This window comes from Hymenobacter psoromatis (assembly GCA_001596155.1).
Lineage (GTDB): Bacteria > Bacteroidota > Bacteroidia > Cytophagales > Hymenobacteraceae > Hymenobacter.
On record CP014771.1, the window covers coordinates 1,480,292 to 1,493,622 of the forward strand.

Consider the following 13,331-nt stretch of genomic DNA (forward strand, 5'->3'; position numbering starts at 1 on the left):
CGCTTACTACCATTTTTTCCTGCCCCGGCCTTTCGCATGCTTCTACCGCTACATTCGTGGGTTACCAAACTGGCCGGCCTTAGCTTGCTGCTCGCGCCGGCGCTGAGCCAGGCGCAGTGTCCGATTGCCGCGTCCTGCACGCCCGGCAAGGCCACCAGCGCGCTGGCTTCGGCCTATGGCATGGGCATTTTTAACGTGACGCTGGGCAGCATCAATAATTCCAGCGGCAACTACACGGAGGGCTACAAGGACTTTAGCTGCGTGGCTACTGGGGCGGTGAGCACCAGCCTCACGGTGAGCACCTCTACCCCTCTCAGCATCACGAACGGCCCGCTGGCCAACGAGAACGTGCGGGTCTGGATTGACTACAACAACGACGGCGTGTTCTCGACCGACGAACTGGCGTTTACTTCTGACAACAAGAAGCTGCACACGGGCAGCATTACGCCGCCGGCCACGGCCGTGACGGGCCGGCCGCTGCGCCTGCGCGTGGCCTCCGACTTTGCCGATATTCCGGCACCCACGGCCTGCTCTACGCCCCAATACTCGCAGGATGAGGACTATACCGTGACGCTGGTGGCCAATACCGACCGGCCCACGGCGGCCTTCGCGGCCAGCACCACTACGGTGTGCGCGGGCGCGGTGCAGTTTACGGACCAGAGCACGGGCGCGCCCACGGGCTGGCTCTGGAATTTTGGCGATGGCACCACCAGCACCGCCCAAAACCCGGCGCATACTTTCGCCACCGCCGGCACCTACCAGGTGACGCTGACGGCCACCAACGCGGTGGGCAGCAGCACCAGCGCCGCCACCGCCATCACCTACAATGCCAGCGTGCCGGTGGCGGCCAGCTGCGCGGGCCTGGCGGCCACCGCCAATTGCTGCAACTACGGCCTCACGCGGGTGCGGCTCAACACGATTGACAACCCCTCGGCCGACGGCAGCGCGGGCTACCAGGACTTCACTTGCCCGCAGCGCACCAGCCTGATGGTGGGCAAGCAATACACGCTGCTGCTCACGACCGGCGGCACCAACGCCCACGACACCCGCGCCTGGCTCGACCTCAACAACGACGGCATTTTCAGCGCCAACGAAAAAGTGGCCGAGGCGCTGAACACGGTCAGCCCCAGCTTCAGCCTGACGCTGCCCGCCACGGCCGTGCTCAACCAGCCGCTGCGCCTGCGCCTCGTGGCCGATGGGGTGGGCACCAACCCCCAGCCCTGCGTGGCTCCTACCCTGGGCCAGGTGGAAGACTACACCGTGACGGCCATTCCGAACACCAGCCCGCCCACGGCGGCCTTCACCTCGACCTACGTGGCGGGCGTGTGCACCAGCCCGGCCAACACGTTCACGTTCACGGACCAGACTACCGGCTCGCCGACGGGCTGGGCGTGGTCGGTGAGCCCGAGCACGGGCGTGACGTTTGTGGGCGGCACCTCGGCGGCTTCGCAAAATCCGCAGATTGCCTTTGCCACATCCGGCTACTACACCGTGACGCTGCGGGCCAGCAACGCCAACGGCAGCACCACCGCCGCCAGCCCTACCCCCCTGCTGATACAGGCACCCTGCCTCACGTACTGCGCCTCCAATGGCGGCTACGCGGCGGCCACCAGCTCGCTCTGGATTACGGGCGTGAGCGTGAGCGCGGCCACCGGCGCGGCGGCGTTCAGCAACGCGTCGGCGAACTCGGCGGGCGGCTACACGTTTTATGCCGACCAGAGCGTGCCCCTGGTGGCGGGTGCCACCCAGACGATTGCGGTGACGACCAACCAGACCTATACCCACCGCATTCTCATCTGGATTGACTATAACCACGACGGGGTGTTTTCGAATACCACCGGCACCGGCGGCGAGCTGGTGTACAATACTCTGGTGGCCGGCGCTACCAACTCGGTGGCGGTGACCGTGCCCGGCACCGTGGGCAGCACCCGGATGCGCATCGCGGTGAACATCAGTAACAACACGCCCAACGCCTGCGCCACCTTCCAGGGCGAAGCTGAGGTGGAGGACTACCCCGTGAACGCCGGCCAGCCGCTGGCCGCCCGCGAGGCGCTGGCCCTGCCCGCCCTCACGGTGAGCCCCAATCCTACCCCCGATGGCAGCCTGCGCGTGCAGGTGAGCGACGCCCTCGCCGGCGGCCTCTACGACCTCGAAGTGCTGAGCCCGCTGGGTGCCCGCCTGCTGGCCCAGTCGCTGCGTCTGAGCCCCACCGCCCCCGCTGCCCTCGACCTGAGCGCCCTACCCCCCGGCCTGTACCTGCTGCGCCTCACCAACGCCCAGGGCCAGTCGGCGCTGCGGCGCGTGGTGCGGCAGTAAATGAGTAACTACGGTTACGCAACGGGGAGTAGCGCGAACGTTGTAGTTCGCGTCCCCGCGCCGTTCTACTGGCTTTAACGGCGCGGGGACGCGAACTACAACGTTCGCGCTACTCCTCGTTGCCATCTCGAATAAGGTAATGCGTAACATCAATGAGTAAATACCGCCAATGTAGGATAAGCTTTAGCTTGCCGCCAGCAGTGAAAAAACGCGCCCCTTTCTAGTTGTTTGCCGGCTCGTTTGCTTAAAGCCGAGCGAAATCAGCTTACCATTTTATTGCCTGCAACATCTTGTTAGCCAACACAAACCCTTACTGCCTGGTGAATACTACGGCAAGCTAAAGCTTACCCTACACTTTTATTATGCTTGCACTTTTATTCCGCCGCTGGCCGCTGTTGCTGCTCCTGCTGGGGCTGGCGGCCGGGCCGGCCCAGGCTACCCACCTGCTGGGCGGGGAGATGACCTACCGCTACCTCGATGCCAACGGCCCGGCGGCTGCGCCCGTGCGCTACGAGATTACGGTTACGATTTATAACAACTCGAACCCCGGCGCGGCCCAGTCCAATACCAATGCGGAGGTGGGAATTTACAACCCGACGACGGGTGCCAAAGTCCAGCTGGTGCAGGGCACCAACGTGCTGGCGGGCTCGGGCGCCTCCGTGACCGGGGGCTCGATGAATATTACCAGATACACTATTTCGGGCGTGCTCCAGCCGGCTATTCCGGCGGGCTGCACGGTGAGCGGGCCGGCGCAGCCCTTTCGGCTCCAGAAATTTACCGGGGTAGTGAACCTGCCGGCCACGCTCGACGGCTACTACGCCGTGTTTACGCGCAGCGCCCGCAACGTGGACGTGACCAACCTCAACACCTTGGGCAACAACCAGCCGCTGACGCTGTACACCACGCTGGCCCCGGCCCTGCGACCCAACCACTCGCCGGTGTTTTCGGATACGGCCGTGGCCATTGTGTGCCAGAACGATACGACCATTTCGCTCAATAACGCGGTGGACGCCGACGGCGACCGGCTGGTGTACTCGTTTGGCTCGCCCTATGGCACCTTCCCGTCGTCGGGGGGCAACCTGCCGGCGACTTTTCCGCCGCTGCCCAACGCCATTGGGTATTATAACGGCTACTCGATGGCCGCGCCGTTTGGCACGGGCGCGGGCAACTTCGCCCTTCTGAATGCTTCGACGGGCATTGCCACGTATGGGGCCACCACCCAGGGCAAGTACGTGGTGGCGGTGGACGTGAGCGAGTACCGCACCATTAACGGGCGCGAGGTGCTGATTGGCACTACTAGGCGCGATTTGCAGCTTATCGTGGCGCTGTGCCCCTCGACCAAGGCACCGGTGCTGCCCTCGGCGGTGGTCACGCCGCGCAGCTACACCATCGAGGCGGGGCAGGTGCTGAGCATCCCGATTACGGCGACCCAGGCCGACGGCCACCCACTGATAATGACCCTGAACAGCGCCCTGCTCGACGGGCCGGGCGGCTTCGCGGCCACCTTCAACAACAGCCCTGGCAGCGTGGCCACGGGGGCCCTCACGGGCACGGCCACGGCCAGCGGCAACGGCACCGTGACGGGCACGTTCGTGTATAACTCGGCCTGCGCCGATGCCCGCCCTACCCCCTACGATATTGCCCTCACCGTGAAGGACGTGGGCTGCGGCGGCAAAACCGTGGCCGACGTTATTCGGGTGACGGTGACCAAGCCTTCGGGGCCCACGGCCATTGCCGGCGACGCGCTAATATGCAACTTGAACACGGTGAGCACCTACACGGCCAGCGGCGGCACGGCCCCCGGCATCAGCTGGCGCGTGGTGGGCGGCACCTTTGTGAATGGCCGCACCAGCAACCCGGTGCAGGTGAAGTGGGCCACCATCGGCACCGGCCTCCTCGTGGCGCGCGGCGTATCGAGCTACGGCTGCCTCACCGACTCGGTGGCGCAAACGGTGTCGGTGGCGCCGGCGGGCGCGCTGGTCGTCACCGGTGCCCTGAGCGTGTGCCAGGGGGGTAGCACTACCCTCACCGTGGCGGGCGGCACCGGACCCTTTATAGTGACGGGCGGCGGAGCCACCCAGACCGGCCCCGGCCCCTTCACCGTGACGCCGACCCAGAACACGACCTACACCATTACGAGCACCGTTGCCACCGGCGGCTGCAACGGCGTGGGGCAGGCCACCGTGACGGTGCTGCCCCTGCCGGCTGCCGATGCGGTGGTGGGGCCGCAATCGGTGTGCCCCACCATTATGGGCGTGGCGTATGCCATTCAAAAGCCGGGCAGCACGGCTTACCAGTGGGCCGTGACGGGCGGCACCATCGCCAGCGGCCAGGGCACGGCGGCCATCACCGTGAACTGGGGCGCGGCCGGCGCGGGCGCGGTGAGCGCGTATGCCACCAACGGGCAGGGCTGCCCTTCGCAGGTCTTCACGCTGCCCGTGCGCATCAACCCGGTGCTGCAAACGGCCCGGCCCACCGGCCCCGTCAGCGTGTGCCAGGCCGACGGCCCCTACCCCTACCAAACGCTACTGACCAACGGCTCGTCCTATGCGTGGCAGCTTTCTGGCTCGGCGCGGGGCACGCTGGTTAATAGCTTGAATACGACCAGCATCACCTTCACCCAAGCGGGCCTGGCCAAGCTGGTGGTGACGGAAACCAGCAACCCGACCGGCGGCATTTGCCGCGGGGTGAGCGACACGCTCTACATCACCGTGAAGCCCTCGCCGGCCGCCAACCTGGCCATTCAGGGGCCCGACCGCTTCTGCGTGAACAGCGGCGCGCAAACGTATTCCCTACCCGGCGCGGCGGGCTCGACCTACGTGTTTCAGCTCAACGGCATCCCCATCGCCAACGTGAATGGCTCGGTGAGCATTCCGGCCAGCACGGCGGTGGGCACTTACACCCTCACCGCCCGCGAAACCAACGCCGGCGGCTGCGCGGGCATCCTGTACACCCGCACGTTTATCGTGGACCCGCGGCCCGGCGCGCTCACTATCAGCGGGCCGCGCTTTGTATGCCCGTCCACGTCCAGCCTCACCTTCACGGTGGCGAACCCTACCCCCTCCTCCACCTACCAATGGACCGTGACGGGCGGCACCCTCACGGCGGGCCAGGGCACGACCACTATCACGGTGGGCTTCGCGGCCGGCACCACTGCCAGCGCCACGGTGAGCGTGCTTGAAACCTCGCAGTACGGTTGCGCCGGCGCGCCGGTGGTGATTACGATAGTGCCCGACAATGCCCAGGCCCCGCAGCTCACGCTGGCCTCGGTGGAGCCGACTGATAATACGAAAGTGACCCTCACCTTCAGCGTGGCCAACTCCGGCGCTACCCCCAACCCGGTGCGCGTGCTGCGCCGCGACGCGGGCAGCACGGCGGCTTTCGTGCCGGTGGGCACGGTGGCGGCCACGGCCACCACCTACGTCGATGCTACCGCCAACGCCGCCCAAACGGCCTACGAGTACAGCCTGGCCCTCACCAACGGCTGCGGCGACGTGTTCACGGCCCCTGCATCGGTCACCACGGTGCTGCTAAAAGCAGTGGCCATGCCCGGCCCCGGCGGCCGCAACCAGGGCTCCACCAGCCTGAGCTGGTCGGCCTACCAGGGCTTTGCGGTGGTGAGTTATGGTATTTATCAGCAGAATGACAACGCGGGCTATAAGTTACTGGCTACCGTGAGCGGCAGCACGTTACAGTATAATGTGCCCAACACGGCGCAGGGCTTCAACCAGTGTTTTCGGGTGGTGGCTTTGCAGTTCAACGGCGGCGGCAGCTTTTTGCAGCTGCAATCGAACTCCAACACGGCCTGCGTTGATTTTGCCAATAAAACCGCCTTCTACAACATCATCACGCCCAACGGCGACGGGCAAAACGACCTGCTCATCATCGACAACGTGACGCTGTACCCTGGCAATTCGCTCACGATTTTCAACCGCTGGGGCCGTGAGGTTTTTGCCACCACCAATTATAACAACACGACCAATGCCTGGGGCAGCGACCCCAGCATCGCGGCGGGCATTTATTACTACCTCTTCAAGCTGGCCGATGGCACTAGCACCAAAGGCTGGGTGGAGGTAGTGAAGTAAGGAGCGGCGCGGGGCAGGCAGGGTAGGCTGCCGCTTGGCGTTACCGCTAAAAAGTAGCTGCCGCGCTCTAAAAGCTCCCGCCGAGGCACTAAAAGGTGGCTCTTTGGCAGAAAAAGCAGCTGGGTAAAGCTCTAAAAGGTGGCTCAGCAGGAGAAAAAGCTGCTTCGCGGGGAGTAAAAGCTCCTGGCATAGGTCTAAAAGGTGGGTTGGAGGGAGAAGAAGCTCCTTCGGAGGGTGTAAAAGGCAGGTTGGGGGGAGAAAAAGGTGGGTCCGACCTACTTTTTTCTCCTTCTGACCTACCTTTTAGGGCGGGCGGCGCGGGTGTTCACCCCACCCCCTAGCCCCCTCCCCTTCGGGAGAGGGGGGACTAGTCTCTAGCCCTAGTAAACCAGTTATTAGTAGTCTAAAACTAGGACTAGTCCCCCCTCCCCTTCGGGAGAGGGGGCTAGGGGGTGGGGTGAACACCCGCGCCGCCCGCCCTAACCAAAACCTAAAAGGCAACCCGCGGAGGGCGAAAACAGCGTCCGTACCTTTGCCCTACCCCATCAGAAAGCCATGCCCAGCAAAGCCACCAAGCTCGCCAACTCTATCCCGCCCGAAGCCCTTCAGCACGTTGAAATTCAAGACATGGTGGCCGAAGGCAAGTGCCTCGTGCGCATCAATAACCTCGTGGTTTTCGTGAACCAGGTGGCCCCCGGCGACGTCGTGGACCTGCGCATCAGCAAGGCCCACAAGCGGTTTATGGAGGCCATGCCCACCAGGTTTCACACGTATTCGGAGCTGCGCGCTACCCCGTTTTGCCAGCACTTTGGCACCTGCGGCGGCTGCAAGTGGCAGCACATCAGCTATGACGCGCAGCTGCACTACAAGCAGCAGCAGGTGGCGGACCAGCTCGGCCGCATCGGCAAGGTGGCGCTGCCCGAAATAGCGCAAATCATGCCCTCGCCCGAGCGCACCTACTACCGCAACAAGCTCGAATACACGTTCAGCGGCAATGGCTGGCTCACGGAGGAGCAGATAAAGGACGAGGGTGCGCAGTACGACCGCCGCGTGCTGGGCTTCCACACGCCGGGGCGGTTTGATAAGATATTGGACGTGGAGCATTGCCACTTGCAGCCCGAGCCGAGCAACGAAATCCGCCTGTTCATCCGCGACTATGCGCGCCAGCACCGCCTGCCCTTCGGCGATATGGTGCGGCAGACCGGCCTGCTGCGCAACCTCATCATCCGCACCGCCGCGAGCACCGGCGAAACGATGGTGATTTTGCAATGCTACCATGATGACGAGGCCCTCCTACCCCTGCTCGACGCGGTGTACGCGAAGTTTCCGCAGATAACATCGCTCAACTACGTGCTCAACAACAAAGGCAACGAAACCTTCCACGACCTGGAGGTGGTATGCTACCAGGGCAAGCCCTACATCGAGGAAGACATGGAAGGCCTGCGCTTCCGCATCGGCCCCAAGTCGTTTTACCAAACCAACTCGGCCGGCGCCCACAACCTGTATAAAGTGGCCCGCGACTTCGCCGAAATCAAGCCCACCGACCTTGTGTATGATTTGTACACGGGCGCGGGCACCATCGCCAATTTCGTGGCCCGCCAGGCCCGCCGCGTAGTCGGTGTGGAGTACGTGGAGCAGGCCGTGCTCGATGCCCGCGTCAACTCCGAAATCAATGGGGTAGGGAACACCGAGTTCTTCGCCGGCGACATGAAGGACCTGCTTACCGAGGCCTTCACCAGCCACCACGGCCACCCCGACGTCATCATCACCGACCCGCCCCGCGCCGGCATGCACGAAGACGTGGTGCAGCGCCTCGTGGCCCTGCGCGCCCCCCGCCTCGTCTATATCAGCTGCAACCCCGCCACCCAGGCCCGCGACCTGGAACTACTGGACGAGGTGTATAAAGTGACGCGGGTGCAGCCGGTGGATATGTTTCCGCACACGCACCACGTGGAGAATGTGGTGTTGTTGGAGTTAAGGTAGGATTAGCAGATTGTATATAGTATGTTTGAACGTCATGCTGAGCTTGTCGAAGCATCTCTACCACGCAGTTCTGATTGTTCGGTAGAAATGCTTCGACAAGCTCAGTATGACGTTCTAAATTGTTTCAATACGTATCTCAAGATGAGCAAGAATCAAGTGTTTTGGATTTGGTTATTTGCTACGCTAGTAATAGCTATCCGGCTAACCACTGCTGATGCTCACTCCGGTTTGTATGCGGCAGTTGGCTTTTCATTGATATCAACAGCCAGGGCAAAAGCACCAAAAGGTAAGTTAGCGACCTTTGGGGATGGAAGAAGAAGTAGCGGATTTCTTTTGGCAGGTAACGGACTATCGGGTGGAGGGGCGCTGTCTACACGAGCTAAGCGATATTATTTGGCTGGTGCTATGCGGCTTACTGGCTGATTGCGAAGATTTTGAGCAGATTTATGATTACGCCTGCGACAAACAGGCCGTGCTCGCTCAGTTTCTGAGCTTGCCCGCCGGCATCCCCTCGTCTTATACGTTGCAGCGCGTGTTCAGCCGCCTGAATCCCGTCGAACTTGAAGCCAGCCTCACCCACTGGGGGCAGGACATTATGCGGGTCCTGGCTGGGCAGCAGCTGGCCATCGATGGCAAGCAGGTGCGCGGCACCTGCCTGCCCGGCCAGCGCCAGGCCAGCGTGCAGCTGGTCAGCGTCTGGGCGACCGAACAGCGCCTATGCCTGGCCCAGACCCAAGTGGCCAGCAAAGCCAACGAACTCGTGGCCATCCCCCAAGTGCTCGACCTGGTGGAGGTAGCCGGCAGCGTGGTGAGCATCGATGCCATCGGCTGTCAGCGCGCCATTGCCACGACGCTGGTCGAGCGCCGGGCTGATTATGTGCTGGCCCTCAAGCAGAACCAGCGGACCCTCTTCGAGCAAGTGCAGGCCCACCTTGCCCCGCTACTGCGGCAGGAGCCGGCCTTTGTGAGCCGCGAAAAAGACCACGGCCGCGGCGAGGAACGCCGGGTATGGGTGAGCCGGAACCTGAATCTGGTGGAGGAAGCTGCCGAGTGGGCGGGCCTGGCGGCGGTGGTCTGCGTGCAGACCCGGCGCTGGCAACAGGGGCGGGAGCAGCACAGTACGCGCTACTACCTGAGCTCGCTGGCGCAAGCGAGTGCGGGCGAGTTGGCGGGCTATGTGCGCGGGCACTGGGGCATCGAAAACGACCTGCACTGGCACCTGGATGTCACCTTTGCCGAGGATGCCTGCCGGGTGCGCCAGGGCCACGCCCCGCGCAACCTCTCTACCCTACGCAAGCTGGCTCTCACCCTCTTACGACGTGAGCCAACGAAGATGAGTCTGCCACGCAAGCGCAAGAAAGCGGCTCGCGATGATGACTACCTCCGACAATTGCTCCGCCAGCTAGCTCCACAGCCCCCAGACGCTAACTAACCGTTTGGTGCTTTTGCCCTGTATCAACAGCGGCTTACTCTACCTTAACAGTATTTATTCGTTTTAAAAAATAGGATGGACTACTTCAACGACCCCGAGCTAAACGGCAAATACCTGGGCACGATTACTACCAATTTCACCCCCACCCCTACCCCCCGTAAATCAAGCAAGAAGCAGGCACAAACCAAAAGCCGGGGCAGCGCGTTACTTTTGTCACGCGCTGCCCGGACTGCGTAAGCATCTCCGCTACTTCAATCTTTGCTACTCATGGATATTGCCACCGTTTTTGCCGGGAGTATGGCCGTTGCCAGCTTGGCGCTGCTGACGTGGAAGGTAACGCGGGCGCTCAGCCGGCCCACCATCCGCGTCACCCGCGCCGATACCGGCGCGTCGGTGGTGCTCGACCGGCCGACTGCCAATCAGTCGCGCAACGAGCGCTCGGCGCAGGTGCATAAGCTACTGGAACTGGTGAGCGCCGCGTAGCGCATGGCCGACGAATCGCCCAAGCCCGAAGCCACGCCCAGCCCGTCTTTTTCTTCTTATGAAGGCTTAGGCAGCACGGTATTGGTAGCCCTGGCCAACCTGATACCCAGCTCCCAGGGACGCATTGTCGCCACCATCGTGGCCGCGCCGCTGGGAGCCGTCATTGGCCGCTTCATCAATTGGAAAATTCAGCAGCGCAAGCGCGCCGATGTCCGGCTCATTATCAACGAGGAAATTGACGACGTGCGCAAAGAATTGGCCCGCGCTGACCTTACTCCCGAACGGCGCGAAAAGCTCAATGATGAGTTGGAGCGCCTGCGCGGCGTTCGGTTCAAACAGTTGCTACTGGATTCCTGATTAAACCGTTTTCTACTACCTATGGCTACTTCCCCTACCCCCAGCAGGCTGGGCTACGAACCGCCCGGCGTTGACCTTACTATTTATTCCCGTCCCCGTACCGAAGCGGAGGAAAAGGAAATCAGCGCTTTCTTTCAAAAGCTGCGGGCCGAAAACGATAAAAACCCCGAGATAGTGGCCCTGCGCGAAAGACTGGCCCGGCGCTACCCCAAACCGTAAATGGACTACTTCAACGACCCCGAGCTAAACGGCAAATACCTGGGCACGATTACCAAGGATTTTGCCACCGCCTCCGACACGATTCGGGAAGCCTCCTACCAGATTCGCAAAAGAGATATTTCGCGGTATCCGGTGTTCGTGTTTGCCCGCCAAACGGTGCAGCTCGGCAGCCTGCTCATCAACGGCGACGAGCTGGATTTGCAGTGGCACGTCTTCGCCAGCTACCTCGAAATCCTGGCCCAGCAAGGCATCGTGGACCCCGAGAAAATCGCAGATTTTCAGGAAACATGGAAAAACCCCGACGAGTTTTGCTGCCTGTTTGTGGTCGATGAGGAGTTTACGAATTTCGTGTACATTCCTTACCCGGAGGACTAAATCACGGATTACGCGGATTTTAACGGATTACACGGATTTTGTGGATGCAAGAAAGGCTGCCTGAACGGGTGGCCTTTTTCACTAGAACACAGCGTAAGCGCCTTCCACAAAATCCGTGTAATCCGTTAAAATCCGCGTAATCCGTGATTAAAAGTGGTTGAAGCCCTGCGCCCGCAGCGGCACGGCCTGGCCGGCTTTCGTTATCAGGTTCACCGCGTCGTCGTGCTCGGTGAGGTGGCCGATGACGGTGATATCAGGGTGGTTTTTAATCTTGGCGTGGTCGGCGACCGGGATGGTGAAGAGCAGCTCGTAGTCCTCGCCGCCGTTGAGGGCGGCCATGATGGGGTCGAGGTTAAACTCGGCGGCGGCTTCGAGGGTAGGGTTGGCCAGCGGCAGGTATTCGCTGAACACGCGCGCGCCGGTGCCGCTGGCGGCGCACAGGTGCATCACCTCCGAGGCCAGGCCGTCGGAAATATCAATCATGGCGGTGGGGTGAATGCCCAGCTCGCGCAGCTCGTGCACGATGTCGAGACGCGCCTCGGGCTTGAGTTGGCGGTTCACGATATACTCGTAATTATCTAGCTCGGGCTGGGTTTCGGGGTCGGCCAGGAAGGCTTGCTTTTCGCGCTCCAGCACTTGCAGGCCCAGGTACGCGCCGCCCAAGTCGCCGCTCACGCACAGAATATCGGTGGGCCGCCCGCCCGAGCGGCGCACGGCCTGGCCAGCCGCCACCTGCCCCAGCGCTGTCACGCTGATGACCAGGCCGCCGCGGCTGCCGGTGGTGTCGCCGCCCACCAGGTCCACGCCGTAGGCTTCGCAAGCCAGGCGCATCCCGACGTACAATTCTTCCACGGCCTCCACCGTAAAACGGGGGGGTAGGCTCAGGCCGACGATGATTTGAGTAGGGGTAGCGAACATGGCCGCCACGTCCGACACGTTCACGGCCACCGCCTTGTAGCCCAGGTGCTTGAGGGGTGAAAACGACAAGTCGAAATGCACGCCTTCGACCAGCAAATCGGTGCTGACCACGATTTCCTGCCCGGCCGGCGGGGCCAGAATGGCCGCGTCGTCGCCAATGCCCAGGATGGTAGAAACCTGCGTGAGGGTGATGTCGCGCTGCAAGCGGCGAATGAGCCCAAACTCGCCGAGCTGGGAAAGGGGCGTTAAATCAGCCATTTATAGTTAATTTTTGGAAACGTTTGTCATTGCGAGCAAAGCGCGGCAATCGCACCCGAACAATGGCTGAACGACTGGCGTGGATGTCGTTCGGATGCGATTGCCGCGCTTCGCTCGCAATGACAAACGTTTTCTATTACTCCTCACAAAGGTACCCCACCTTTCAGCGGCGTAGCTTTGCGCGCCCGCCGGCATCTTATTATCGCCGGGTTATTCGTTTGGTCGTCATGAAAGCCGTTCTCTTCGCCAGCTTGCTGACCCTCGCCGTGCTGCCCATGTGCAAGCCCGACGCTACTTCCACCACCGCCACTACCACCGAAAGCCCCGCCTCGCCGGCGGCCGTGCGGGCGCAGTTCGATATTCTGCGCGACTCGGCCGATGTGAACTGGCAGCGCATGACGGCCAGCGACGACAAGACGCTCGGCAACCTGCGCGAGCTGCTGCAAGACCTCAGCAAGTATCCGGGGGCAAACCAGCCGAAGCTCGCGGAGCTGCGCGGGGACCGCGCCCGCATCCAGAAACAACGCTACACCCGCGAAACAATGGCCTCCTCGGCGCTCATCGACCGCTACGACGCCGCCCAGGACTCGCTGCTGAAGGCCGTGTACGCCGTGGCCGCGCCCGGCGGCAACGCCCCTTCCGAAGGCGTGCGCGACCGCGTGGAGGCCGTGCAGCTGGCCGATAACAACGTGGTGGGCTACCGCGCGCACTACGACGCGGCCGCCAAAGCTTACAATAATTATTTGCAGCTGCACCGCGAGGAGTTGGATAAAATGGGCGGCAACTACGCCAAACTCCGGCCCCTACCCCTCTTTGAGCTGAGCCAATAGGCTGAGCAGGTTGAAGTTTCGCAGAAAGGTGGTATCTTTTCGGGCAGTACCGGCCAGCCCTCGGGCTTGGCTGTG

Annotated in this window: 10 protein-coding genes; 9 read left to right on the forward strand and 1 reads right to left on the reverse strand. The window is 62.5% G+C overall.

Annotation, left to right across the window (positions count from 1 at the left end; translation table 11 throughout):
- Window positions 1-36 precede the first annotated feature (36 nt).
- The 8 genes from A0257_06355 to A0257_06390 all read left to right on the forward strand — a co-directional run bounded on the left by A0257_06355 (window position 37) and on the right by A0257_06390 (window position 11,250).
- Window positions 37-2,316 carry a hypothetical protein gene (locus tag A0257_06355; protein AMR26767.1) on the forward strand — a complete coding sequence of 760 codons (2,280 nt, stop codon included), beginning with the start codon at window positions 37-39 and terminating at the stop codon, window positions 2,314-2,316.
- A gap of 362 nt (window positions 2,317-2,678) precedes the next feature.
- Window positions 2,679-6,401 carry a hypothetical protein gene (locus tag A0257_06360; GenBank protein ID AMR26768.1) on the forward strand — a complete coding sequence of 1,241 codons (3,723 nt, stop codon included), beginning with the start codon at window positions 2,679-2,681 and terminating at the stop codon, window positions 6,399-6,401.
- Window positions 6,402-6,956: 555 nt separating this feature from the next.
- Entirely contained in the window at window positions 6,957-8,384 is a 1,428-nt protein-coding gene (locus tag A0257_06365; protein AMR26769.1) for a 23S rRNA (uracil-5-)-methyltransferase RumA, read from the forward strand.
- 307 nt (window positions 8,385-8,691) lie between these two features.
- Window positions 8,692-9,816 (forward strand): hypothetical protein, encoded by a 1,125-nt coding sequence (locus A0257_06370; GenBank protein ID AMR26770.1) that lies wholly within the window; start codon window positions 8,692-8,694, stop codon window positions 9,814-9,816.
- A gap of 267 nt (window positions 9,817-10,083) precedes the next feature.
- Complete coding sequence (locus A0257_06375; GenBank protein ID AMR26771.1) at window positions 10,084-10,299, forward strand: hypothetical protein; 216 nt, start codon at window positions 10,084-10,086, stop codon at window positions 10,297-10,299.
- Between the two features lie 3 nt (window positions 10,300-10,302).
- Complete coding sequence (locus A0257_06380) at window positions 10,303-10,656, forward strand: hypothetical protein (protein AMR26772.1); 354 nt, start codon at window positions 10,303-10,305, stop codon at window positions 10,654-10,656.
- Between the two features lie 21 nt (window positions 10,657-10,677).
- Window positions 10,678-10,875: a hypothetical protein gene (locus A0257_06385; protein ID AMR26773.1), complete on the forward strand. Its 198-nt coding sequence runs from the start codon at window positions 10,678-10,680 to the stop codon at window positions 10,873-10,875.
- Window positions 10,876-11,250, forward strand: a complete 375-nt coding sequence (locus A0257_06390) for a hypothetical protein (protein ID AMR26774.1) — start codon at window positions 10,876-10,878, stop codon at window positions 11,248-11,250.
- Window positions 11,251-11,397: 147 nt separating this feature from the next.
- Here A0257_06390 and A0257_06395 read toward each other — a convergent pair whose 3' ends face one another.
- Entirely contained in the window at window positions 11,398-12,426 is a 1,029-nt protein-coding gene (locus A0257_06395) for a thiamine-phosphate kinase (protein ID AMR26775.1), read from the reverse strand.
- Window positions 12,427-12,653: 227 nt separating this feature from the next.
- Between A0257_06395 and A0257_06400 the strand changes: the two genes are divergently transcribed.
- Entirely contained in the window at window positions 12,654-13,256 is a 603-nt protein-coding gene (locus tag A0257_06400) for a hypothetical protein (protein AMR26776.1), read from the forward strand.
- Window positions 13,257-13,331 lie beyond the last annotated feature (75 nt).